Annotated in this window: 19 protein-coding genes and 2 pseudogenes; 6 read left to right on the top strand and 15 right to left on the bottom strand. The window is 70.3% G+C overall.

Going from position 1 to position 24,085, the window contains the following annotated elements:
* Nucleotides 1-414 precede the first annotated feature (414 nt).
* Complete coding sequence (locus tag JOF36_RS37505; protein ID WP_245353254.1) at nt 415-831, top strand: MerR family transcriptional regulator; 417 nt, start codon at nt 415-417, stop codon at nt 829-831.
* Nucleotides 832-878: 47 nt separating this feature from the next.
* Here the strand turns inward: JOF36_RS37505 and JOF36_RS37500 are convergent, their stop codons facing one another.
* The 3 genes from JOF36_RS37500 to JOF36_RS37490 form a co-directional block, all read right to left on the bottom strand.
* Nucleotides 879-1,166, bottom strand: a complete 288-nt coding sequence (locus JOF36_RS37500; protein ID WP_210036968.1) for a hypothetical protein — start codon at nt 1,164-1,166, stop codon at nt 879-881.
* Nucleotides 1,163-2,134 (bottom strand): ADP-ribosylglycohydrolase family protein, encoded by a 972-nt coding sequence (locus tag JOF36_RS37495; RefSeq protein WP_210036967.1) that lies wholly within the window; start codon nt 2,132-2,134, stop codon nt 1,163-1,165. Before JOF36_RS37495 ends, JOF36_RS37500 begins: the two co-directional genes overlap by 4 nt.
* 102 nt (nt 2,135-2,236) lie before the next feature.
* Nucleotides 2,237-2,407 carry a hypothetical protein gene (locus tag JOF36_RS37490; protein WP_210036966.1) on the bottom strand — a complete coding sequence of 57 codons (171 nt, stop codon included), beginning with the start codon at nt 2,405-2,407 and terminating at the stop codon, nt 2,237-2,239.
* 524 nt (nt 2,408-2,931) lie between these two features.
* On the opposite strand from JOF36_RS37490, the gene JOF36_RS37485 reads away from it, so the two are divergent.
* Complete coding sequence (locus tag JOF36_RS37485) at nt 2,932-4,377, top strand: SulP family inorganic anion transporter (protein WP_245353252.1); 1,446 nt, start codon at nt 2,932-2,934, stop codon at nt 4,375-4,377.
* Nucleotides 4,378-4,524: 147 nt separating this feature from the next.
* Here JOF36_RS37485 and JOF36_RS37480 read toward each other — a convergent pair whose 3' ends face one another.
* Nucleotides 4,525-5,100, bottom strand: coding sequence for a dTDP-4-dehydrorhamnose 3,5-epimerase family protein (locus tag JOF36_RS37480; protein WP_210036964.1), 576 nt, complete (start codon nt 5,098-5,100; stop codon nt 4,525-4,527).
* 271 nt (nt 5,101-5,371) lie between these two features.
* On the opposite strand from JOF36_RS37480, the gene JOF36_RS37475 reads away from it, so the two are divergent.
* Both JOF36_RS37475 and JOF36_RS37470 read left to right on the top strand, forming a co-directional pair.
* The gene (locus JOF36_RS37475) at nt 5,372-5,797 is read left to right on the top strand and encodes a MerR family transcriptional regulator (RefSeq protein WP_245353251.1); all 426 of its coding nucleotides are present in this window, start codon (nt 5,372-5,374) and stop codon (nt 5,795-5,797) included.
* Nucleotides 5,798-5,923: 126 nt separating this feature from the next.
* Nucleotides 5,924-6,563, top strand: a pseudogene (locus tag JOF36_RS37470) (ATP-binding cassette domain-containing protein); the annotation flags it as partial.
* A 285-nt stretch (nt 6,564-6,848) separates the two neighbouring features.
* Here the strand turns inward: JOF36_RS37470 and JOF36_RS37465 are convergent.
* The 3 genes and pseudogenes from JOF36_RS37465 to JOF36_RS37455 form a co-directional block, all read right to left on the bottom strand.
* Nucleotides 6,849-7,739 (bottom strand): halocarboxylic acid dehydrogenase DehI family protein, encoded by an 891-nt coding sequence (locus JOF36_RS37465; RefSeq protein WP_210036963.1) that lies wholly within the window; start codon nt 7,737-7,739, stop codon nt 6,849-6,851.
* Between the two features lie 288 nt (nt 7,740-8,027).
* Nucleotides 8,028-8,699 (bottom strand): annotated as a pseudogene (locus tag JOF36_RS39845) (transposase); the annotation flags it as partial.
* 102 nt (nt 8,700-8,801) lie between these two features.
* A complete protein-coding gene (locus tag JOF36_RS37455; RefSeq protein ID WP_307862820.1) occupies nt 8,802-10,172 on the bottom strand; it encodes an MFS transporter in 1,371 nt (456 codons plus the stop codon).
* 310 nt (nt 10,173-10,482) lie between these two features.
* Between JOF36_RS37455 and JOF36_RS37450 the strand changes: the two genes are divergently transcribed.
* Nucleotides 10,483-11,394: an MFS transporter gene (locus JOF36_RS37450; protein ID WP_372447493.1), complete on the top strand. Its 912-nt coding sequence runs from the start codon at nt 10,483-10,485 to the stop codon at nt 11,392-11,394.
* Between the two features lie 105 nt (nt 11,395-11,499).
* Here the strand turns inward: JOF36_RS37450 and JOF36_RS37445 are convergent, their stop codons facing one another.
* Entirely contained in the window at nt 11,500-12,801 is a 1,302-nt protein-coding gene (locus JOF36_RS37445) for a ferredoxin reductase family protein (RefSeq protein ID WP_245353250.1), read from the bottom strand.
* Between the two features lie 696 nt (nt 12,802-13,497).
* Here JOF36_RS37445 and JOF36_RS41275 point away from each other — a divergent pair.
* Nucleotides 13,498-14,607 (top strand): class I SAM-dependent methyltransferase, encoded by a 1,110-nt coding sequence (locus JOF36_RS41275; RefSeq protein WP_307862819.1) that lies wholly within the window; start codon nt 13,498-13,500, stop codon nt 14,605-14,607.
* Nucleotides 14,608-15,010: 403 nt separating this feature from the next.
* Here JOF36_RS41275 and JOF36_RS37435 read toward each other — a convergent pair whose 3' ends face one another.
* From JOF36_RS37435 to JOF36_RS37405, 7 genes are all read right to left on the bottom strand, one after another.
* Nucleotides 15,011-16,198: an IS701 family transposase gene (locus JOF36_RS37435; RefSeq protein ID WP_372447481.1), complete on the bottom strand. Its 1,188-nt coding sequence runs from the start codon at nt 16,196-16,198 to the stop codon at nt 15,011-15,013.
* A 302-nt stretch (nt 16,199-16,500) separates the two neighbouring features.
* On the bottom strand, nt 16,501-16,902 hold the full coding sequence (locus JOF36_RS37430; protein ID WP_210036961.1) for a hypothetical protein: 402 nt from the start codon (nt 16,900-16,902) through the stop codon (nt 16,501-16,503).
* A gap of 267 nt (nt 16,903-17,169) precedes the next feature.
* A complete protein-coding gene (locus JOF36_RS37425; protein WP_210036960.1) occupies nt 17,170-18,432 on the bottom strand; it encodes an acyltransferase family protein in 1,263 nt (420 codons plus the stop codon).
* Nucleotides 18,433-18,969: 537 nt separating this feature from the next.
* Nucleotides 18,970-19,557 carry a hypothetical protein gene (locus tag JOF36_RS37420; RefSeq protein WP_210036959.1) on the bottom strand — a complete coding sequence of 196 codons (588 nt, stop codon included), beginning with the start codon at nt 19,555-19,557 and terminating at the stop codon, nt 18,970-18,972.
* 22 nt (nt 19,558-19,579) lie between these two features.
* Nucleotides 19,580-20,113 (bottom strand): hypothetical protein, encoded by a 534-nt coding sequence (locus JOF36_RS37415; RefSeq protein ID WP_210036958.1) that lies wholly within the window; start codon nt 20,111-20,113, stop codon nt 19,580-19,582.
* 250 nt (nt 20,114-20,363) lie between these two features.
* The gene (locus JOF36_RS37410) at nt 20,364-21,599 is read right to left on the bottom strand and encodes an IS110 family RNA-guided transposase (protein ID WP_210036957.1); all 1,236 of its coding nucleotides are present in this window, start codon (nt 21,597-21,599) and stop codon (nt 20,364-20,366) included.
* 1,711 nt (nt 21,600-23,310) lie between these two features.
* Nucleotides 23,311-24,063, bottom strand: coding sequence for an IclR family transcriptional regulator (locus JOF36_RS37405; RefSeq protein WP_307862818.1), 753 nt, complete (start codon nt 24,061-24,063; stop codon nt 23,311-23,313).
* Nucleotides 24,064-24,085 lie beyond the last annotated feature (22 nt).

Below are 24,085 nucleotides of genomic sequence, written 5' to 3'. Positions count from 1 at the left end.
TGGGAGGCCTGCACGAAGCCGGCAGGGTCGATGTCGGCATTGATCAGTGTGCGGGACCCGGCGGTGCGGCTGAAGAAGCCGTGCTCGTCGGTGCGGTGTGGGCACGAACAGCAGCACACCGGCAGGGTTGTGGAACGGCGCATCATGCCACATCAGGGAAGTGGTGACCCGCACGAGTTCTACCCTAACGTAGCGAGAATGTGAGCAGTCGAATCTGGAACGCACTATACTGAACTTACGTGCAGATATAGGGTCGTGGGGTCCGCGCGTCCAAGGGGGCCTGGTGCGCCCTGCGTAAGTGTTATGGGAGACGGCGCGCAGCGATGGGCGCGTCGTGCACCTATCGTCCGCGCCGCTGACTATCCTCGACCGAGGACGCCTGCGACGGGCGGTGACGGAAGGTGGGCCATCTCGATGGGCAATGAGCTGATGCAGATCGGTCAGGTATCGACGCGTATCGGCTTGTCGCTGCGCACCATCCGCCACTGGGACGAAGTGGGGCTGGTGACCCCGTCGGCACGTTCGGCGGGCGGATTCCGGCTCTACACCGAGTCGGATGTCGATCGGTTGGCGTTCATCAAGCGGCTCAAGCCACTCGACTTCAGCCTCGAGCAGATCAAGGAGCTGCTGGCGACGGTGGACGGGCTGCAGGACGAGCTCACCCCGGAGCGGCTCGAGGATTTGCTCGGTCGTCTGGCGATGTTCCGGGCGGCCACGGACAGTCGGCTCGACGCCCTGCGCCACCAGGTCGACAGCCTCGAATTCTTGTCACGTGACCTGAAGAACCTCGACATCTCGAGTCGGTCGGGGAACGCCTCGCGCTCCTCCTGAGCCGCCTCGTCTGCGTGCGCTCCGGCCCACGGCAACATCTCGGGGATCTACGGCGGGGGTGGGTCGTCTTGATGGCGGTCGGAGACCCCGAGTCCGGGCATCGAGGTCAGAACCAGCCCAAGAGGGTGGACCTCCAGGCGGGCTTCGAGTTCGACAGCAAGGTCGTTGCGTTCGGCTTGGACGTCGCGCAGTTGGGCGGTGACGCCGGCGATCACGCGGGCGAACGCGGCCGTGCCCGCAACGACCAGTGTCTGGGTGTCGAGCGCGGCCAGGATCTGGGCCGGCAGGGTGCGTGCCAGGCGCGGGGAGCGCGGGCGCATGAGCTCGGCGCTCACGCGCCGGTGCTCAGGGCGGCGGTGTGCTGTTGTGCCAGGCGGTCGGCGAGTTCCTCGATCCTGTCGGCTCCGTCGAGGCGCGAGCGCCACGTGAGGGGTAGCCCCTGCACGCCGTGCCGGGCGCCGGCGAGCGCGCCGGTCATCGAGGCGATCGTCGCGCTCGGTCCCCCGATGTGCACGGCGTAGCGGACGGCCTGGTGGGGGTTGTCCGGGTGGCTCAGAAACGCGAGCACCCCTGCTGCGGCCGGCCCGGCGGCGCCGAGGCCCTCGGTGAGTAGCACTCGCCGAGCTGTCGACGGGGGTGCTCCGTCGGCGGCAAGCTGTTGCAGCAGCGCGATGGCAGGCGCCGCGTCCGGGCCGGCTGCGTCGTGCAGCCGGCGGAGCAGGAGATCGGTGCGGATCGGGCGGCCGGAATCACCGGCGAGCGCCAGCGCCACCGCGGAGGCGAACAACGCCGCTGCGGCATGGGCGGTGGCATCGCCGGTGAGCAGCCCGGAGCATATGCGCGCTGCCTCGGGCAGGTCCGGACCACCGAGGGCGGTGAGGGCGAACGGGGCGACGACGGCGGCTGGGTCGACCCCCATGCGCGGTGTGGCGGCGCGAGGCAGGTCGCGCCCTTCGAGGACGGCCTTGAACAATCCGGTGTCGTCGAGGCCGAAGCCGGCGCGCTGCTGGCCGGCCCACCAGGTGTTGGCCAGATAGGTTTGCAGTACCCAGGCGCCGGCGTGCCGGACGATCCCGTGGTTGGCCAGGTACTCCGCGATCCCGAGGGCTAACTCGGTCGGCGCAGTGTGCCGGAACGGCCGCTCACCGGCGGCGGAGAGGTCGTCGAACTCTGCTGGGCCGAGGGCTGCTCGTCCATCGAATAGGGTGGCCAGCCCATCGGCACATGCCTGACCTAGCAACAAGCCGCGGGCTTTTCCCTGCCAGAACCGTTCGACCAGATTCTGCACGTCGTCGTGTGTCATGAAGACTCCTCTGCGGAGGGGCGACGATGGCCGGGCTCGCGCGTCGCGGCTGTGGCGCCGGGTCGGCGCCGGGGAGCGCTGCACCGGCAGTGTCGCTGATTGCTAGTGCGCCGACCAGAGATCGACGAGGAAGTAAAACCTCTCCGAACGGTCGAGTCTGTCGATGGCAGCAAGGACCTCGTGCGGTGCATCCGACTGCTCGGCGATGGCCAGGATTTCACCCGGATCGAGGCTCGTGCCGGCCTCGGGCGCCGTGGATGGGGGATGGTCCACTATCCGTCTCCCTCATTGCGCGGTGTCGTGGGCGAAGCCCAACGTGGCGATGGGTCCGGGGGCAGGTGCTGTCGCTCAGGCAACCGGCACGGACATACTCTACCCCAATGTGAGGGTGTGTGGTGTCTCGTTCGTGATGCGACGCTCGGAGGGCGCGTCGATGAACTGCTGGGATGCTGCTTTGTAAGTTCGTCACGGTACTGCGATGTGTTGCCAACACGGCAGAGTTAGGGTCCTTGTCGGGCAGGGCTGTCCGCTGCTGGAGCGCGGGCGATTGCGCGACGCCGGAGCGCGTGTGCGATCGAGCAAGCGACGCCTGGAGTGGCCGTCGCCCGTGGGGCAGCAGGATCTCGATGTGTGCGCCGCGGGAGGGTCGCCATGGTCACACCGGCATGACTCTCCTATAACGTGACAGTAGAGTTCCGCTTGATTCGCGGCCCCGCCGTCGTGGCTGCCCCTCCCCCTTCCCTGAGAAAGTGGCGATGTCGCGTCCTGCCCTGCCCAGGTTCCTGTCCGAAATCCGCATGCCTGCGCCGCGCGTCCTGCGCACCGAGGTGCTCGCCGGCCTCGTCGTCGCGCTGGCGCTGATCCCGGAGGCGATCGCCTTCTCGATCATCGCCGGGGTCGACCCGAAGGTGGGCCTCTACGCGTCGTTCACGATGGCCGTCGTCATCGCGTTCTGCGGTGGCCGGCCGGCGATGATCACCGCAGCCACCGGTGCCGTCGCCCTGGTGGTCGCCCCGCTCTCGCGTGAGTACGGCGTCGAGTACTTGCTCGCGGCCGTCGTCCTGGGCGGGCTGGTCCAGGTGCTGCTCGCGGTGACCGGCTTCGCGCGGCTGATGCGGTTCCTGCCGCGTAGCGTCATGGTCGGCTTCGTCAACGCGTTGGCGATCCTCATCTTCACCTCGCAGCTGCCTCACCTGGTCGACGTCCCGTGGCAGGTGTACGCCCTCACCGCGGTCGGACTCGCCGTGATGGTCGGGCTACCGCGGTTGACGACGGCCGTTCCGGCGCCGCTGGTCGCGATCGTCGCCCTGACCGCCTTCACCGTGTTCGCGGCCGTGGCGGTCCCGACCGTCGGCGACCAGGGCGAGCTGCCCGACACCCTGCCCGTGCTCGGTCTCCCCGTGGTGCCGTTCACCCGTGAGACGCTGGCGATCATCGCGCCGTACGCGCTCGCGATCGCGTTGGTCGGGCTCATCGAGTCGTTGATGACGGCCAAGCTGGTCGACGGGATCACCGACACCCACTCGGACAAGACTCGCGAATCGTGGGGCCAGGGTGTGGCAAACGTCGTCACCGGCTTCTTCGGCGGCATGGGTGGTTGCGCCATGATCGGCCAGACGATGATCAACCTGAAGTCCGGCGCCCGCACCCGTCTGTCGACGCTCCTTGCGGGGCTGTTCCTGCTGATCCTCGTCGTCGCCCTGGGCGAGCTCGTTACGTTGATCCCGATGGCGGCCCTGGTCGCCGTCATGATCATGGTGGCGATCTCGACGTTCGACCGGCACAGCGTCCGGGTCTCGGTCCTGCGCCGGATGCCGAAGAGCGAGACGACGGTGATGGTCTCGACCGTCGCGGTCACCGTCGGCACGCACAACCTGGCCTACGGTGTCGGGGTCGGCGTGCTGGTCGCGATGGTGCTGTTCGCCCACCGGGTCGCGCACCTGGTCGAGGTCAGTGCGGTGCTCGATCCGGACGGCAGCAGCAAGGTCTACCGGGTCAGCGGCCAGCTGTTCTTCGCCAGCAGCAACGACCTGGTCTTCTCCTTCGACTACGCGAACGACCCGCAGCACGTGGTCATCGACCTGTCCGCCGCACACATCTGGGACGCCTCGACGGTCGCGTCTCTCGATGCGATCACCACCAAGTACGCCGCACGCGGGGTCGAGGTGACCGTGACCGGCATGAACCAGGACAGCAGCACCCGCCACGAGCGACTCGCCGGCCACCTCACCACCGGTCACTGACGTAGGCCAACAGTCACTGACATCGGTGGTCACCGACGGAGGGGCCACGACGACGGCGCCCGCCGGGAGGGGGTTGGGCGGGCACCGTCGTGTGCGGTCCGGAGACCTCCGGAGGGCTGGAAGGCCCCGGACGTCGTCCGGACCGGCTCAGGGGGCCGGGGTCAACCGGCTGCCGTGGCGGCGTAGATGCGGCACGGCATCGCGCCACGACGACGCGGCCGCGTCCCGATCGCTGATCAACGACACCGGGAGCGGCCAGGGGATTGCCAGGTCGGGGTCGGCGTAGCGGACCGCGACATCGTCGCGGGGGTCGTGCTCGGCGTCGATGCGGTAGCAGATATCGGCCGTCTCGGTCAGCGCCTGGAAACCGTGCAGCACCCCGCGCGGCAGGTAGAGCGACCAGAGATGGTCGTCGTCGAGCCGGAACTGCGCCCGCTGCCCGAAGGTCGGTGAGTCCGGGCGCGCGTCCACCACGACGTCGAAGAGCGCGCCGTGAGAACAGCGCACCAGCTTGGCCTCCCCGGTCCCGGTGCGTCCGTGCATGCCGCGCACGACACCCTGGCGGCTGCGCGACTGGGAGTCCTGCACGAACCCGGCCGGATCGATACCTGCATTGATCAGCGTGCGGGCGTCGGCGGTACGGCTGAAGAAACCCCGCTCGTCGTGGTGCGGTGTTGGCGTGAACAGCAGCACCCCCGGCAGGGACGTGGATCGAAAATGCATCAGACCTCATCGGCAGAGAGCGTCAGGTGATGGCTACATTACCTTCACGTGAGAGAAGGGTGTGGGAGTGTACTGCTCCCGCGTCGCGCTATCTGGCCCCCACTTGCAGTATCCTGCGCTCGCGATCGCCAAGTGAACGGTAGCGTACCCTTACGTAAGGGTTAGTTGTGGTGGTGCGGGTCAGTGGACGCGCCGCAGCGTTCGATCGAACTGCTGACGACCTCGACGGATGACATCGTCGACCGAACCGTCGCGAGAGGTGGACAACCTGATGAGCGATGAGCTGATGCAGATCGGCCAGGTAGCGACGCGCATCGGCCTGTCGCTGCGCACCATCCGCCACTACGACGAGATGGATCTGGTGACTCCGTCGGCGCGCTCGGCGGGAGGTTTTCGCCTCTACACCGAGGCTGACGTCGATCGCCTGGCGCTGATCAAGCAGCTCAAGCCGCTCGACTTCAGCCTCGAGCAGATCAAGGAGTTGCTCGCCGCGGTCGACGTCTTGGCGCAGCACGACGATCTGGAGTCGGTCCGGGTCGACGACCTCCTGGGTCGACTGTCGATGTTCCGCGCGGCGGTGGACAGCCGGCTCGAGGCGTTGCGATACCAGGTCGACAGCCTCGAGTCGTTGTCGCGCGACCTGAAGAACCTCGAGGGCTCCACCCGCTCGAACAAGAGCGCTTCCCGCACTACCTGACGTGCGCGGGCCCGGCACGCCGAGCCACAGCACTGCCATGCGGCCGCTCGTTCGGATCGGGCGCAGTGGCGATGGCTGCCCGAGCTTGGTCCCCTCCGCCTCCTCATTCCTACGGAGCTCATCGCCGTGATCGCCGCGACCGACCTCGAGCTGCGCCGGCTCCCGGATCCTGCTCTCCGGTGCCGACCTGCGGGTCCAGTCCGGCGACCGGATCGGCCTGGTCGGCCGCAACGGCGCAGGCAAGACCACCACCATGCGGGTGCTGGCGGGGGAGGGCGAGCCCTACTCCGGCGAGGTCCGCTCGAACACCCCGGTCGGCTACCTGCCGCAGGACCCGCGCGAGGGTGACCTCTCGGTCACCGCGAAGGACCGGGTGCTCTCCGCCCGCGGGCTGGACGTGCTGCTGTCGAAGATGGAGAAGGCCCAGACGGCGATGGCCGAGCTGGTCGACGGCCCGGAGAACGAGAAGGCCGTCCGCGAGTACGGCCGGCTCGAGGAGCGCTTCTCCGCGCTCGGCGGTTACGCCGCCGAGTCCGAGGCGGCCCGGATCTGCACCCACCTCGGTCTGCCGGACCGGGTGCTCGAGCAGCCGATGCGGACGCTGTCGGGCGGCCAGCGCCGCCGCGTCGAGCTGGCCCGGATCCTGTTCGCCGCCTCCGACGGCGGCTCCCAGTCGGCGACCACGCTGCTGCTCGACGAGCCGACGAACCACCTGGACCCCGCGAGCCGCGAGCCGGTGCTCGACGCGCTGCGCCGGTTCGAGGGGCTCGGTCGTGCTCGTGACGCGCGACCCGGGCGCGGTCAAGGCGCTCGAGCCGGACCGCGCGGATGCCGGTTCGACCCCGCCAACCCCGAGCACCGGTGAGCTCGACCGGGCTGCCTGAGCGCCGAGGAACGGCCCGATGGTCGGCCGCTGAGCTGGATGTCGCGCTGTTGGCGGAGCGACGTGCCGGCTCGGCTGGCCGTCGGGCAGCAGCGGCCTCGATCGGTCGGGCCGTCGGAATGGAGCTCGGGCTGGCAGCCACCGAGCTGGCCGTGCTGACCCGCCGCGTTACCGCGCTGAGAACGGCGAGGACGCCGCGGCGTCGCGCCCGTCGAGAGCCTGTGAGCAGCGCACCATGTCGATGGTGACGTCGAGGATGAAGCGCTGGAACAGGAACAGCAGCCCGGTGATCGCCGCGACCTCGGTCTCGGTGCAGACCGCGAGCGCCTGCTCGGGGGTAAGCCCCGCCGGGCCTGGGAATCTCCGGACATGGGCGCGGGCGCGTTCCAGGAGGGCGAGGGCAGTGGTCTCGTAGCAGGCGCTGCGCACCACCGGGCCCAGGACGTCGTCCAGGGCGACCTCCAGGAAGTCCGGCCAGCCGGCAAGCACTCGGAAGTCGCTGGACGGGCCGTGGTGCAGGTGCATGTCGGTGACCCGAGTCAGCAGCTGGAGCACCCGCTTGTCCGCGCCGCGGGGGTCCACCAGGTGCAGCGCAGCCATCGACTCCGGCGGCCCCGCCGGCAGCGTCGCGGGTTCGGGCCCGTCTGGCGCCGTGCCCCCGCTGGAGCGTCCCTGGATGCCCTCGCACCACGCGGTAATCAAGAGCAGATACTTGACGTTGCCGTAGTTCAGCGCATCCAGTGCGCGGCGGACCTCACCGATCCTGGCTTCGTCGAAATCGAGCTCGGCCAATCGCGGGCGCGGGTCGGGCGGATCGGCGGCTGGCAGCACCGCCAATGCTCGCAGCTCGTCGGCGGCCCGCTCGACCCGGTCGGTGCCGAAGACGGGTGCGGCCGCCTGCCAGGCGGCCGGGACGAACCCGCCGAACACGGCGAGGCTGCGCGCGGCGAACATCACCCACGGCACCCGCAGGACCGACTGCATGTCGTCATAGCATCGCCGCAGCGCGCCGCTCGACTCGGCGTACTCGACCTGGGGGAACTTGGGTCCGGCGCTCATCGCGGCCCGCTGGAAGTCATCGTCCGATCATGCCAGCAGGGGTTTGTCGGAAGAGGGAAACGATGGTGCACTACGGTCTGCTCAGCGCGGCCGTCGACGCTGGTACTCACTCGCGCTGCATCGGGCACAAACCTGTGAACGCGACACCAGCCACACCACGACCCCGACGCCGGCCAGTGCGAGCGGCCGCTCGCCGCCCCGACCGCCGGTCTGGTGTTCAAGGTGCAGGCCGGGATGGACAAAGGCGCACCGGGACCGGATGGCGTTCCTGCGGATCTGTTCGGGCCGGTTCGAGCGTGGGATGGTGCTGACCCACGCCACGACCGGCAAACCGTCGCCACCAAGTACGCGCAGCCGGTGTTCGGCTCCGAGCGCAGGACGGTCGAGGAGACGTTCCCGGGTGCGAGCCAAGTCCTAGCCTGCATCCAGGTGGACGGTGATGGCCGCTGGAAGCCGGAACCCGAGCACGGCGAGAGTCTTCAGCGTGGGAGGCAGGAGCAGGGAGCGCGTTCCGGTTGGCCCGGCGAGGACCCATCCGACCGGAATGCCGCCACCGTCCACGAGCACCGATCTCTTGAGGCCTGACTTGCCGCGGTCGACGGGGCTGCGGCCGGCGTTCTCTCCGCCACACGGTGCTTTGACGATGCATCCGTCGACCGCGAGATTGTGCAGGTCGAGGCCGACGGCTTGGTCGTGGGCCTCCAGTGCAGGTGGTGGAGCTGCTCGAAGACGCCGGCGCGGATCCACTCGTCGCGCCGGGCGCGCATCGTGGTGGCCGAGCCGGACCCGTCGGCGTGCTGCTAATGGGTGCCGCCCAGGACGAGGCGCGCCAGGAGCTTGTCGAAGACGACCCGGTCAGGAATGCGGGGCCGGTGGCAGCCCACAGGGTGGGTGATGTTCCGTGCGGGAAGCAGCGCCTGGAAACTGCTCCCACAGAGGGTCTGTGATGAAGGTGGGCAGGACGGACGGGCACGAGTGTTTCTGTCTTCCCGGCGGAGCAAACAGGCAGGGGGCCGCCGCCACGCCGCTGCTGAACAGACAGCGGCGTGGCGGCGCGGACTGCTATGTGGCCTGCGGCTGCGCCACCGTGGTGGCCGGAGAGCCACTGATGACCACCGCACCGATGATCAGGCCGGCGATGGCTAAGGCCGCGGCGATCAGGAAGGGGTCGCCGGCGTGCAGAGCTGGGGCGAACCCGAGGCCCACATAGACGGCTACACCGCTGGCTCCTCCGAGCTGGTCGGCTGCTCGCTGGACGCCGGAGGCGATCCCGGCGTCCTCCTCAGTGGTCCCGCTGACCGCGATGTACTGCAGACCCACGATTCCAAAGCCCATGCCCGCTGCGATCAGCAGCATCGCCGGGAGCAGCCACGCTGCCCCGCCACCCAGGACAGCCACGAGTGCGACCACTGCCATCGCGCCTGCAGCAGCCGCGAGCCCGACCAGCACGCACGCGCGTGCGCCCCAGCGTCCCAGCAAGCGAGGCACGAGCACCGAGGCCGCGATCAGCGCCACGGCCAGCGGCAGCATCGTGAGACCGGCTCCCAGCGGCCCCATCTCAAGCCTGTCCTGCAGGTAGAAGGTGAACAGCAGGAACGAGGTCGACAACGCGCCGCTGAGCAGCATCGTGGTCAGGTTCGCCCGCACCCGGGCCCGGTCGGCGAAGAAGGTCAGCGGAACCAGCGGGTTCAGCGACCTCGACTCGACCCGCACGAACCCGACAACGGCCAACACTGCGCCGACCAGCGCAGCCAGGCTCACCCACAGGCTCGTCCCGGGCTCGCCCGCCTCGACGACGGCATAGGTGAACAGCAACGGGCACGCAGTCAGCAGGAGTGCGCCCGGCAGGTCCAGGCGGACCCGCTCACGAGAGGCCAGCCGGTCGGGCGGGACCAGGAAGAGCGCGGCCACGATCACGACCAGAATGAACGGCACCGAGATCAGAAAGATCCATCGCCAGCCCAGGTGGGCAGTGACGATCCCCGAGAGAGCAAACCCGAGCACCAAACCGCAGCTGGCTACCGCGGCCCACACGCTCAGGGCGCGCGACCGGCGAGGACCCTCGGGGAAGAGCAGCACGATGGTGGCCATCGCCGCGGGAAGCGCGACAGCCTCGCCCGCGCCCTGGAGCAGGCGGGCGGCGACCAGGACCGGGAACGACGGGGCCAGGCCCGCCAGCAGGGACGCTGCGCCGAACAGGATCGTGCCGACCAGCAGGGTGCGGCGGCGGCCCAGCAGGTCACCGAGCCGGCCGCCGAGCATGAGCAGCCCGCCGCCGGTGATGGTGTAGCCGACCACGAGCCAAGTCAGCGAGTGGCCGGCGACGCCGAAGTCCGTGCCGATCGAGGGCAGCGCGATGTTGACCACGGTCACGTCGACCGCGATGAAGAACTGCAGCATGGACATCGCGCACAGCACCAGCCATGCGCGCACGGGGGCGGGGCGATGCCCGCGAGAAGAAGTGCCTGAAAGCATCAATTGCTCCGTCACTCAGAAGAGTTTCCGAGCAGCACAAAGGGCCGCTCCGGATGGATCACGAAGCAGCTGGACGTTCCAGGTGGATGTTGGTCTTCGACTGGACGTCCCGCCGCTAGCGGGACGTCCTGGTCACTGCCGCGCAAGCGGCCGAGCACGAAGCGGCAGACATGCCGCAAACACTAGCAGCGAGCACCTGTGTGCCTTCGAAGGGCGTGCGTCACCCCCCTATCCGCGCGACCTCTAGCCGGCCACCGGCGTCGTCGGGCTGACCGCGGGCTTCGTCGGGATCCGCCTGGCCGGACAGGGCGCGCTGACCCTGGCCGCCACCACCCTGGTCGCCTACTACGTGACCGAGCGCCTGGGCTCGGTGATCGGCTGGGTGACCGCGCTCGGGTCCGCGGGAATCTCCCTGATCCCGCTGCTGCTGGAACGCATCGTCGCAGCCGAGGGCGTCCGGACCGCGTGGGCGGTCCAGGGCGTCGCGGTCTGGGTGGTGGTGGTTCCGCTGGCGCTGTGGGGCCTGCCCCGCCGCCCCGTCGTCGCCGTGTCCGAGCCCCAAGGGGGCACCTCGCAGCATGCCTCGCTGGGGCCGGTGCTCCGCGAGCCGATGTTCTGGGTGATCACCGCAGGGGTCGGGGTGCTCGCGCTGGTCAGCACCGCGCTGACCTTCCACCAGGTCGATGTGCTCGGCGAACGCGGGCTGAGCCCGGCCGCGGCAGCCGCCACGTTCCTCCCGCAGACGATCGCCGGCATGGCCGCCACGTTGGCCGCGGGCCGATTGCTGGACCGGTCCTCCCCTCGTCCGGTCATGCTCGGGTCGATGGCCGCGATGGCGGGTGCTCTGGCCCTGGGCGGATACCTGGTGCCGGGATGGCAGGCCGTGCTCTACGGCGGGCTGCTCGGCGTCGCGGGCAACACCTTCCGCACCGTCGAGGCCGCCGCCCTGCCCCGCTACTTCGGCACCGCACGGATCGGTGCCGTCCGCGGGCTCGTCCACGCGGTGACCGTCGGCGGCTCCGCCATCGGACCCGTCCTGCTGGCACTCGGACACGACATCGCGCACACCTACCGGCCGCTGTTACTGGCCCTGATCGTTCTCCCGGCGGCCCTGGCGGTCACGGTCCTCGTCGTCCGCGAACCCGCAACGGCCGCCCCCGCCTGTACAAACAGCAGCTGAGTCGCGTCAGCCGGCACGCGTCGCCCGGGCCGGTTCGCCGCCGCGGTCACGGCCGTCACGAGCAGGAAGGGGACCGGCTCGACGACGCTCTGGGTGAGGTGGTGGTCATCCGAAGTTCTCGACGTGGACGCGGCGATCCGGGACACCGGCAGCGACCACGGTCCGCCGAACCATCGTGGTCCACCCGACGGGACCACAGATGTAGACCTCGCGCACCGCGATGTCAGGAATGCGGGCCCGCAACGCGGTGACATCGTCGACCCGGCCGGCGCCGCGCCCGAACCAGGAACCCGTACCGCGCCGCGGACCGGGGGAGACGACGAGCCGCAACCCCCGCTCCCGGGCCAACCGGGTGAACTCCCGGGCGAACAGCGGCTCACGGCTGAAACGGTGCACCACGGCGACGTCCGCCGACTCGGCGAGGAACTGCTCAGCCAGAGCCCGAATCGGGGTCATACCGACCCCAGCACCGATCAGCGCGACCCGCGGGCTGCTGCGCGCCCGGCCGGTCAGACGCCCGTACGGCCCCTCGATCAACACCCGCGTCCCCTGCCGAAGGTTCGGCACCCCAGCGCTGCCGTCACCGAGCTCCTTGACCGTGATGCGCAGCGAGCGCCCGTCGGGAGCAGCGGACAGCGAGTAGGGGTGCCCCCGGGTCCAGCCCCGCCCGGCCCGGAACCGCCAGATCAGAAACTGCCCCGCCCGCGCGCCGAGGACGTCGAGGCGGCGACCGGTCATGTGGACCGACACACTGCCGTCACCCTCGGGCAGGACCGCGGCCACGGTGATCCGGTGCCGCAGCGTTCGGGCAACGGGCAGCCCGATCCGCCACACCACGACGGCCACGAGCACCACGGCCCACAGCCCCCACCAGAACACGGTGCGCGCGGTCGAGGAGGTGAACTCGCGCCCGGTCCACAGCTGATGCGGCAACGCCAGGCCGACACCGAGGTAGGCGTAGAGATGCAGCAGATGCCAGCGTTCGTAACGTAACCGGGCCCGGATCGGGCCGACGCTGGTGGCCACGACCAGCACGAGCAGCACGGTGCCCACCGTCGCTGCCACCATGCCCGGCTCGGTCCAGGTCAGGTGCCACAACATCTGCGGCGCCGCGACCAGCCCCCCGGGGGCTCTGGCCCAGCACGCAAGAACGACGTGCAGCACCATCAGGCTGAACGAGACCACACCGGCCCGCCGGTGCAGCACGACCAAGCGGTTCTGCCCGAAGCACCGTTCCAGCACGGGAACCCGGGCAGTGGTCAGGACTTGCACCAGCAGCAGCACCGAGGCGAGCAGGCCGGCGAGCCGGCCGACCTCGGCGACGGCCGAGAGTCCACCGGCACTGACACCGGTGAGGCCCCCACCGGTGGCCCACCAGTACGCCACCAGCAACAACGACGCCCACATGAGCGCGCCAACGGCCCAGCGGACACGGGCGTCGCGCCAGACCGTGCTACGCCCCGGAACCGGCGGTTCGGGACGGATCGGACCACCGAGGGTGGGGCGGCGGGAGCCGGCCGCCAGTGGGCCTCTTCTGGGTGGGGGCGTACGGGCAACGCTCTGCGAGGCCATCGGGGCGGGAGGCACAGGCACCACCAATACCGGGCTGGTGCACCGCGGCGGCGACCGGCCCGGGCCGACACATGCCGCGCTCGAATCGTCTCCGAGCGCCCCGACCCGGTCCGAAATCGGCCCCGGCCGCCGGTGTATCGCTGGCGGCTTCCCGCCTTCACCCGCGGACCCACGATGGCCGGCCGCCTGGTCACACCCGCCCGTGTTCGCCGACCGCTGGCGTCCAGCCCCCGCGTCCGCTCGTCACGTCCACCGTCGACGGCGCCCACGTGCGCACGTCGACGACGCCCCCGTCGCGGCGGGGATCGCCGATCCCGAATTCGCGCTCGCGCTCGCGTGGGGCGCATCACAGCAAGCTCGCCGGACGAGCGCCAGGCACCACCCGACTGCTGTTTCCGGGCGTGACCGTCTCCCGGGCAGGGCAGCCGGGCACGGCGTCGTTGTGCGCGGGGACACCGAGCTGATGGCCGGCACGGTGAAACCACCGGGGCATCGAACGAGTAACTCTCACCGAGAGGTAGAGTCTAGCGAGTGACGAGCGATGTGATCAGCTGCCGCTTCTGTGGGTCGGACCAGGGTGATGTCGTCGTCGATCTGGGCCACCAGCCGTCGTCCGAACTCTTCCCCGCCCGTACTGATCCGGGTCCGGATCCGACGTTTCCGGTACGTCTGTGGCTATGCCAGGCGTGTGGCCTCGCGCAACTCGCCGACCACGACGACGTCCCCGAGGAGGTCGTTGGCCTCGAGCCGGAGGCCCTGCGCGTGCAACGCCAGGAGTCGGCCGGCTGGCTCGCCGAATCGGGCCTGATCCCGCCCGGAGGCGCCGTCGCCGAATACGACAGCCCACACGGCGGGAGCTGGCTGCCGCAGCTGCGCGAGGCCGGACTCATCGGTCGCGTCGCCGGCCCCGGCGAAGCCGCTGATCTCGTGGTGGACGGCTGTTTCGCGATGATGCACGCCGCCGACCAGCAGGCCGCGCTGCGCGAGCGTGCCGCACGGCTGCGACCCGGTGGGCGGTTGGTGGTGCAGTTCCACTCCCTGGCCGCGATCGTGCGGCTGCGCCAGTGGAACGCGATCCGGCTCGGCCACCTCGCCTACTACTCGACGCCCGCAATGGTCGAGATGCTCGCCCGGGTCGGGCTCTCCGCGGTCGCCGCGCGCGACTTCTCCCTTTACGGCGGGACGGTCACCCTCGTCGCATCGCGCGCCGGAGTGAGCGGGAACAACAGCGTGGACACCCTGTCGCGCTACGAGCAGGTCATCGGTGTCGGCGACGCCGCACGGGTGGGTGAACTGCAAAGCCACGTGCGACCCGGCGCCGACGCGCTGGCCGACATGCTGCGCGAAGCCCGCGGCCGCGGTGAGGTCGTCCTCGGCTACGGGGCCGCCTCGCGGGCCGTGCCGCTGCTCGTACTCGCCGGGATCGGCGCCGATCTGCTTCCGGCCGTCGCCGACGCCTCGCCCGCCAAGCACGATCTGCGGATGCCCGGCACCGACATCCCCGTGATCAGCCCCGACGAGCTGACACACCGACGCCCCGACACGGTCCTGCTGTTCGTCCCGGACCTGCTCGCTGAGCTGCGCCGCTCGCTGCCCGAGATCGAGGACGGCGACGGACAGTGGATCCCGGCCCTCGGCTGAGCGTGTCATGTGGTCGGACCCACCCGGCCTCATGGGCGAGGATGACCGCCTGGACCAGAACTGTTCATGTCGAGCGTGCCCACGAGCCGCGAGACGGAGACGGGCCAACCGTCGGCCAGCGCGGCCAGACTGGCCACGACCGCCTCGACAACGATGGGCGGGCCAACGCCCCCCGCCTGTGCGCAGGAGCAGGGACGCCCTCCCGGTAGCCGCCGGCCTAGTACTGCAACGGCGGTTCGTCAGGTAGGTGGGCGTTGGCCGCGGCGGCGGTAGTGGCAGGTCCGGGCCTGATGTTGTCGGCGTCGGCGCCAAACCGACCAGGCGATCGTGGTCGCCACGCAGGCCGCTGGAGTGAGAACCAGCCGGGCGAGTAGGCGGCGGATCTCGTTGCCGCTCAAGGGGATCAACTGATCGTTGTCGGGTGGAGGCCCCCCTTTTCGGCCTCCCGGGTGCGGGTGGCGGCGAGGTAGGCAGCGGCGAGCATGGCCAGGGTGATGTGGGCATACCACGCTCGGTAGGAGCGCACTTGGTACTGGTCGAGGCCGGCTTCGTTCTTCGCGGTCTGGAAGCATTCCTCGATCGCCCACCGGGCGCCGGCGACCCGAACCAACTCCCGCAGCGGCGTCCCGGACGGTGCAGCGCAGCGGTAGAACGCCAACTCCCGCAGGGTCTTGCCCTCGCCAGGTTCGGTCTGGCGACGGACCAGCAGCCAGTGTCCCCACCCGGCGGGTAGCCCGGCGGGGTCGAGAGTGACCACGGTCCAGTCGTAGTCCCGGTCGCCGTGCGCGCCCGCGCCGACCGAGCGCCGCTCCCAGCCACTGCGGCCGGTATCGGGGTCACGGGCCCCGGCGATGCTGGCCAGGATCTTGGCCTGGCGGCGGTGCCCGTCGGGACTGCGCAACACGTCGTCGTTGCGGGTGGCCAGCACGAACGGCATCTCGCGGTCGGCGAGCCACGTTCGGAAGGTCGGGTTCTGCCCATAGGCCTCGTCGGCGGTCACCCACGATCCGGGGGCGAGCAGCCCGGTGGCGTGGGCGCGGTCGAGCATCGCCAACCCGAGCTGCGGTTTCGTCGCGAACCCCACCTCGTCGGGCACGTCGGCCTTCGCACAGCGATCGCGGTCCTCGGTCCACGACGTCGGCAGGTAGAGCTCCCGGTCGATCAGCGCCCGCCCCCGCGAACTGGCGTAGGCCAGGAACACCCCGAGCTGACAGTTGTCGATCTTCCCGGTGGTGCCGGTGTACTGTCGCTGCACCCCGGCCGAGCGCACGCCCTTCTTGACGAACCCGGTCTCATCGACCACGAACACCCCCGACGCCGGGTCGCCGAGCGCATCCAGGGCATAGTCGCGGACGTCGTCACGGACCCCGTCGACGTCCCAGTCCGCGGTCCGCAACAGCCGCTGTGTCGAGTCCGGCGACATTGCACCCGCATGTTCGGCCAGCGTCCAGCCGTTCTTGCGTTCCAACCCCGCGAGCAGTCCACGCACGTAGGTGCCGGCCCGGCCGCGAGGCTCCCGACGGAAGAACCGCGGCCCGATCGACGCGATCACCTCGTCCAACGCCGCCACCCACCCAGCAAGATCCACCACACGACGATCATCACCGCCGAACCCGGACCAGCCTCTCACGACACGCCGAACCGCCGTTGCAGTACTAGACAGGGGCTAATGCTGATGCTCGCCTGCACAGCCGAGCTCACGGTCGTGCTCGATGCGCTCATGGTCGTGCTCGTCGGTGATTGACGATGCGCTGCCGGCGATCCGGATCGGACTGGGGTTCGACCCCGCGAGGTTGCAGCAGGCATCCCAGCAATGCGCTGGTGTCCTCGGGTGGCTGCGGCTCGGCGGGCACCCGGCCGACCGCCCTTCCGGACGCCGGGAGCCATGTCCAGTCAGCGATGCGCGTGGACCTCCAGAGGCGTGCAGGCCGGCTGCTCGACCCCGATCAGGTCAGGACCGACCGGGCCGCCGCTCATCGCGGTCAGGACAAAGACCGCCAGCCAGGTCAGCCCACAGGCCAGCCCCGCGACCGAGATCCCGGCCGCCGCGATCGCGGTGCGGTCGCCGCGGGCCCGACCGCACGCCACGCTGCGCGTGCCGAGCACCAGCCCCGCGCCGGTAAGCACCACCCCGAGCGAGGACGCGACCAGTCCGGCCACGGCCAGCGGAGTGCCGATCGCGAGGACGATCGCGACCGCGACGAAAGCGGCCCCGAGAGCCCCGAGCGCAAGTGCGGCATAACCGCGGGGGCGCGCGGTGGCCGGGCGGGGCACGCCGGAGCGATGGTGCGGCACCGGCCCAGGATCGGGCTCCGGGCTCTCGTACGCCCGTCACGAGGGCAAAGATCCACAATCTTGCGTATCGTCCCGTGAGCGCTGGGCCCACTGATGGACGCGCAGGTTACGGCGGCAACCACACCAAAGCTGATGCGCGTCTCGCGTAAGCTGCGAGCGGATCCTAGGCTTGTGCAACAGCCACTGCGCGCCGCCCGATGTGACTGCTCACCTACCCAGCTCACCTCGGCGATGATTGACTTGCCATTCGGCCTGATTCAGCCTCGATCACTGCCCGCCGCGCTGTGGTGGCAGCCGATCCCGGCCCACCGGAACACTGATGGGCACGGTGTCGTCCAGCCGACAGGACACTCGCATCCTCTCCGTGGGGAGGCCGTCGGTGACATGGACCGAAGACCGATCACCAGTGGGCTCTCGAGCACTTCGGAGATCCTGCGGCGGTGCTGGGAGCACGACCGTGGAAGCACTAGGCCCGTGCCCCTCTGCCCGGCGACGCCCGATCCGCGGAGTCACGTTCTTCCACGTCATCGCCCGGCGTTCGACCAGGAACCAGGACGCCACCGCGAGCGGAAGCGTCGTAAGGAGCCCGGCACTGACGAACAACGCCGTCGGGACGGCGGAGACCACCGTCAGGTTCAGAACCTGCTGTACCGGCCAGTGGTAGATGTACATCCCGTAGGACACGTCGTGGCGCATCGACCAGGACAGCCGACGCCGGGTCCCCAGCCAGAAGAAGACATAGGCCAGCGGCGCCGCACCGAGGACACGGTAGTCCTGGAACAGGAACAAGCTGATGCCGAACACCGCGACCGCCACGAGCACGAGAGCGCCCCGCGTCGGGATGCGATCGCCGAACCGGTAGGCCACCGCCCCTAGCACGAACACGAAACCCAGACGCAGCACGCGGTCATTGACCATCGTCTCGACGCCGGCCTCCTGCAGCACCGTCAACACCACGAAGACACCCGCTACAGCCAGCACCGTCCACCGGTGGCGCCGAAGCAGACCGAGCACACCCAACCCGAGCACCAGCGCGTAACACGCTGCCTCGAAGAACAGGGTCCACAGCGCACCGTTGAAACTGCCGTCCGCCACGCTCGGATCGAGAATGCCGCCGATCTCGTACTGCAGCATCACCAGTCCCGAGTTGACCAGCACGAAACGCAGCGCCGACGGGGCCTCGGTGAACGCCGTCGCCGCCGGCATGCCCTGCAGCACGGCCGCGAGCGGAGCCGCGACGAACGCGACCACGAGCAGGCAGACCCAGAACCCCGGCATGATGCGCAGAAACCGGTGCCAGGCATACCGCAGCGGGGAACCGAGCCGCAGGTAACTGCGCGTCACCAAGAAGCCGCTGAGGATGAAGAAGCCGTCCAGCGCGAGGTTGCCCACCGAGGTGTTGCCCCAGAAGGGCTGACTTCCGGTGTGGATATCCATGCCGTGGATCACCGCCACGGTCACGGCGAAGATCAGGCGCAGGACATCGAACGCGTTACGCCGCGGATCGAAGCTGCCAGCCAATGTGCTCACGAACATCCCCTCTGAACGCGGACCGTGCAGAACTCCGCGACACGACGAACACTACCGTTACGTCATAGCAGAGTTCGCGACCGGCCAAACGGCGTAACCGCAGAGCAACACAGCAGGTCAGAGGCCCTTCGAAGTTATAGCAACCCCCGTTGCGTGAGCTGTGCCTCTCAGGGAACTCTCACACGTCTGCAGATTTGCGTAGTCGGAGCGGGGTGGCGACGGACCGAGCCGATGACGGATCGCGCCAGCGTCGCGGCGACGGCCCGGCACGTCGATGGACGACACCCACCGCACCGCGCGGTCACGACCGAGCCCAGACCCCCAAGACCCGCCGCACCGCGACCCGCATAGTCCGGGAACGGGGGATCATCGGCCGGGCCGTCCTGGAAGGATCCACCGCCGACATGAGCAATGGCGATACCCACGCGGCCCGCGCCGACTTCACGCCCCGGCCGGTCGGCGGCGGGCCCTGGCCGGGCCCGTCGCCCCGGACGCCGGGGACGACGAGTGAGCGCGTAGGCGCGGCCCGCTGTGCTTCTAGGCGGTGTCGTCGGGTTCGTCCTGTTGGTCGAGGCGGGCGCGGCGTTCCTGTTCACGGCGGCTGTAGGCGGCCTGGCGGACGGCGCTCTCGTCGGCGAATCCGGAGCCGAGTGCGCCAGCGACGGTGCCCATCGAGGTCGACAGCCAGGCGATCATGACGTAGTCGCCGATCCCGGGCGGCTGCATCAGCGTGGAGCCGAGATAGTGGGGTGGGATCACCAGGGCTGCGGCGAGCAGGGTGAACAGGAGCAGCAGTATGAACATGATCAGCACGCCGCAGGCGACGGTGAGCACGGTCGACAGGTTCGACAGCACCATCTCCTCGCGCAGTGAGCGGTGGCGGCTCGACTCCCACAGCCCGTTGTTTCCGATCAGCCAGGCGGTCATGGCGACCAGGGCGAGCAGCATGACCGTCACCTGCCTGCCGGTGCCCAGCGCCGTCGCGAGCTGCCAGATGTTGGAGTAGAAGATGCCGAACGCGGCACCAGCGCCGGCGGCGGCGAGCGCGGGCGCCAGGCTGGGCACCAGCCGCCACGGCCGGTTGGCCCGCACCATCCCGCCCAACAGCCGCAGCCGCCCACGCATCCCGGCCACCGCGAGCCGGACATCAACCTCGGGCTCGACGCCGGCGCTCCCGGACTCCTGGTCGCGCTCGTGTGTGTGCTGGTCGGGGTCGATCCGGGTGAGCGAGCCCCGCGCTCCCGACCGGTGCTTGCTCGACGACCGAGGCGCGGTCCTCGGCGGGATACAGGTGCCGGGTGACCAGCTGGACGATCGTGTCCCGGCAGCGCCGGTACTGATCCAGCGCGCCCAGAGCCGGAATCGAGACCAGACCCACCCGATCGGCGGTCCCGGCGTCGGCGACGACCGGGACGACGCCGGCCCGCCGAGGCAGATCGGTAATCAGCACCACCGCGTCGGTGCTCGCCTGTTGGCAGGCGCCGCGGCCGATCGCAAGCATCGGCAACGCGCCCTGCTGATCCAACGCGATCGGCTCCTCACAGATCCGCACCTCCCAGCGCCCCTCGCCGTGGCACCCCAGCTCGGACGGCAGCTCGCGCATGAGCCGCTGGGCCAGCTCGGTGGGCAGGCCAGGGTCGGCGATCAAGCCGAGGACAATGGCGCGGGCCGAGTCGGTCACGGCGCGCGACGCTAGGGCCAGTACGCCGCTACCGCATCTTCGGCTCCCTCGCCCGTGTGCCGGACGCGGACCCGGCAATCGGTTGGTCTCGGGAGCTGCACTGATGGCGCGCCGGCCGGGCGGCGGCGCCCGGCGGCATCGAGGTATATCCGGAGAACCGTTCGAGGTAGTCCTAGCCCTACGACGGACTTCAGGTTTCGTCACGGCCGCGCCCCGCATGGTGGCGCCGGGGGGTGTCTCTATGTGTTTGTCAAGCCGCGGCGAGCGCCGGATCGGGCTCGGTGACCGTCGGTGGGGCGTAGGGCGTGCGGTCGCGGAGCATCGCGAACAGGACGTCGGTGCGGCGGCGGGCCAGGCAGATCAGGGCGGCGTTGTGTCGTTTGCCCTGGGCTCGTTTGCGGTCGTAGTAGGCGCGGCTGACGGGGTCGGCGAGGCTGGCGAACGCTGACAGGAACAACGCGGACTTCAGCGCGTGGTTCCCGCGCTGGGAGCGGGTCTCGCCCTTGATCGACGTGCCGGATCGGCGGGTGACGGGGGCGAGTCCGGCGTAGGCGGCCAGGTGCCCGGCGGTGGGGAACGCGGATCCGTCGCCGACGATGGTGAGGATCTTGATGGCGGTCCTGACCCCGAGTCCGGGCATCGAGGTCAGGACCGATCCAAGAGGGTGGGCCTCCAGGCGGGCCTCGAGCTCGGCGGCCAGGTCGCCTCGTTCGGTGTGCACGTCACGCAGCTGCGCGGCGACCCCGCTGATGACGCGGGCGAACGCGGCCGTGCCCGCGACGACGAGGGTCTGGGCGTCGAGGGCGTCCAGGATCTTGGCGGGCAGGGTGCGGGCCAGGCGCGGCGAGCGCGGTCGCATGAGCGCGGCGATGCCTTCGGCGCCGAGCTCGCGCAACGCGGCCGGGGTGGGTGCGGCCGCGAGCAGGTCCTGGATCCCGCCGCGGTCCAGACGGGGCCCGAGCAGGCGTTCCAGGGCGGGGTGGACGTGCAGAAGCGCGTCGCGGAGCCGGTTGGTCAGCCTCGTGGATTGTCCGGCGAGGTCGTCGTCGTAGCCGGCCAGCACGGACAGCTCGGCGAGGGTTTCGTCGTCGGTGCCGACCCGGCGCAGCGTGTGCGGCATGCTGCGTGCGGCCTCGGCGATGACGTGGGCGTCGCGGGCGTCGGTCTTGCCTTGTCCGGGGTGCAGGTCGGCGATGCGGCGCATCGCCAGCCCGGGCAGGTAGGCCACGTCGATGCCCATGCTGCGGGCGACCGCGACGGCCAGCGCGCCGATCGAGGCCGGCTGATCGACCACCACCAGCACCCGGCCGTGCTCGGCCAGGGCGGTGAGCACGGTGCGCAGCGCGGTCTCGTCGTTGGGCAGCGCCTTGTCGTGCACCCGTTCGCCCGCGGCGTTGAGCGCGCAGGCGTGGTGTTCGGACTTGCCCACATCCAGCCCGCAGAACACTGCGAACGGGACCGCCTGGATCTCGCCGGGTTCGGACACCCGTCGGCTCCCCTCGTCGTCGTGGCAGGCCGACCTCGAGCACCCGCGCCGGCAGCCACGTTACGAGCAGACCACGCAAGCGGGTCAGGTCTCTATCAGCGGTCGTTGGCGCCCTCCGACCACGGTGACAACACCCCCCAGATCATCAACGACAGGGGCAACAAGTCATGCCGTGGCCGGTGGCCTGCAAGCCCTCACCGGGCTTGATCAAGAAGGTAACGGGGCGGGCGTCGGGCGGGACTGTGTTGATGCACCACAACCACACGACGTGTGCGATGTCGATGCCGGCCGCACTGGAGTCGATGCTGAGGGAACGCACCCATCTCCGCGAGTGGCTGGGGCTGCTCACTGGCCCCACGACCACCACGACGACCTAGCGCTGGCAGTCAACGAGGCGGTCACCAATGCGGTGGAGCACTCCGGGGACGGGCGCGACCAGCTCGGCGCCGTCGACCAGGTCGTGGACCTCACCGCCGACGTCGAACAGCCCCCGGGTCGGACCAGCAGCAGCCGCAGATCCGGGTGCGCGACCACGATCGCTGGCGCGAGCCCCCGGTCAATCCCGGCCATTGTGGCCGCGGGCTCAAGTTGATGCGCGAGCTCATGCAGCAGGTCCGCATCACCCACGGTCAGAGCGGTACCGAAGTAATCGGTGAGACCGGCAGTCGACGCGACGACTCGACCGGGCCACGCGTGACGCCGACGAAACATCCCGCCCACAGAGACGATGAGCCGCGCCTCGGATCTGCGATGCACGCATCGGTCAGGCTCGTGGGGCCCGCCGGCGCGGGGACCGTGGCACGTCTCAGGTCGATTTCGACCTGGGTGGTCCGGGTCGGATCGGTGGCATAGTGGATGTACTGCCGCCGTCGCTGGGGAGCGGACGGTTGGCCGCGCGGCGGGGAGCCGTCTCGGGACGGCTCCCCGCCCTCTGCCGACCATTTCGACGAGCTGGTCCAGGTGGTGCGGCCCGCGCACGCCCCGGGACCCGATACCGGGTCGGGCACCCGTTGTCGCCGGGGAGCGAACACCGCACATGCAATCACCCCGGCCGGGGTCCCGCCAGCCGGGCCGGCCCCGGTGTGTCGGGCGACCGGGAACCCGCCGACGCTGGCTGGATGCGTCGTGGTCCGCCGCGGGGCTGACATGCCTTTCGCCGTCAGCCCCCAGCGCGGGTCGAGTCGTCCACGCGCCGCCGGGTGTGCTCCTGGCACTTGCGGGGCCGGCTGCGCGGCCGGTCGTGGGCAGCGACGTCGCCCGGGAGGGAGGCGCGCCATGAGCGATCCTCGGCGTTGGAGGGGTGGACGTGCCGGCGTTGGTCGGGCTCAGCGCTGCGGCCGCGCGCGACGCGGCCCTCGGGGCGCCGGGCTGCTGGCGGCGCTCCAGCACCGCGCTCAGTCGGCGGGTCATCCCCGGGAACGACGCACTGGCTGAGGTCCGGTTCGGTTGAACCCAGCGCCGGACCGGACCGCCACGTCATGCGCGGAACTGTCGTGGTCGGGTCGCCTCCGGAGCACAGCGGCACAGCCACCCGTGTCGCCCGTGTTCAGATTGCGGGCGTGGACGGTGGTGACCGGCGCGTCGGCGCCCGCCAGGATCCGATGGCTGCTCCCAGCGTGCCGAGTACGGCGCCCGAGGACTACCCCCGTGCCGGTACGGGCTCGGTTCCAGTGAGGAGCCGCGGGCTGCGGCGCCCCGCCGTCGCCGGGTCTCACGGCCGGTGCAGGTCGATCCGATGGCTGATCTCCCGGGCGGCCGCGATGACGTCAGAGGTGATCTCGGCGATGCGCTGCGGGGGGAGCCGGTAGGACGGCCCGGACACCGACAGGGCCGCGATCACTACGCCGTCGGGGTCGCGGATCGGGACGGCGACCGCGTGCAGCCCGGGCTCGTACTCCTCCAACGCCCAGGCGTAGCCGTTGGCCTGGACATGGGCCAGCTCAGCGGCCAGCGTGCGCAGGGCCGGGCGGGACAGGCGGGTGCCGGGCGCCAGCGCGGTGGCCAGCGAGTCCGGGTCGGCGGCCACTGCCGAGGCCAGCAGCACCTTGCCGGTGGAGGTGTTGTGCAGCGGGGTGAGCCGGCCCAGCCAGTTGTGGGCGGTGACCATCGACGGGCCGCGGGCCTGGTCGACGTTGACCGCGTAGCCGCGATCCGGGATCGCGATGGTGACCGTCTCACCGAGCCGGGCAGCCAGTTCCTCACAGACCGGGTGGGCGTGGGTGGTGACCTCGAGCCGCTCGGCGACCCGGCCGGCCAACGGGATCAGCGCGAACCCCGCCCGGTAGACGCCGCGGCCGCCGACCTGCTCGACCAGCCCGTGCTCGGCCAGCACACCGAGCAGCCGCAACGCGGTCGAGTTGTGCACCCCTAACGCCGTGGCCAGCTCGCCGATCCCGGCCTCGCCGTGTTCAGCGATCAGCTCCAAGACGGTGATCGCGCGGTCTACCGACTGCACCCCGGACACTCGGGCACTCCCTTCCGGGTCT

Origin of the sequence: Pseudonocardia parietis (assembly GCF_017876315.1) — a bacterium.
GTDB lineage: Bacteria > Actinomycetota > Actinomycetes > Mycobacteriales > Pseudonocardiaceae > Pseudonocardia > Pseudonocardia parietis.
Note: the sequence above shows the minus strand (reverse complement) of the source record. Positions and strands in the feature narration are given on the sequence as shown.

Bases quoted from the DNA above. Each gene is read 5' to 3' on its own strand.
- JOF36_RS37505 (WP_245353254.1), top strand. From the start codon at position 415: ATGGGCAATGAGCTGATGCAGATCGGTCAGGTATCGACGCGTATCGGC.
- JOF36_RS37495 (WP_210036967.1), bottom strand. From the start codon at position 2,134: ATGACACACGACGACGTGCAGAATCTGGTCGAACGGTTCTGGCAGGGA.
- JOF36_RS37485 (WP_245353252.1), top strand. From the start codon at position 2,932: ATGCCTGCGCCGCGCGTCCTGCGCACCGAGGTGCTCGCCGGCCTCGTC.
- JOF36_RS37480 (WP_210036964.1), bottom strand. From the start codon at position 5,100: ATGCATTTTCGATCCACGTCCCTGCCGGGGGTGCTGCTGTTCACGCCA.
- JOF36_RS37475 (WP_245353251.1), top strand. From the start codon at position 5,372: ATGAGCGATGAGCTGATGCAGATCGGCCAGGTAGCGACGCGCATCGGC.
- JOF36_RS37465 (WP_210036963.1), bottom strand. From the start codon at position 7,739: ATGAGCGCCGGACCCAAGTTCCCCCAGGTCGAGTACGCCGAGTCGAGC.
- JOF36_RS37445 (WP_245353250.1), bottom strand. From the start codon at position 12,801: ATGTGGGCGTCGTTGTTGCTGGTGGCGTACTGGTGGGCCACCGGTGGG.
- JOF36_RS37420 (WP_210036959.1), bottom strand. From the start codon at position 19,557: ATGCGTGGGCGGCTGCGGCTGTTGGGCGGGATGGTGCGGGCCAACCGG.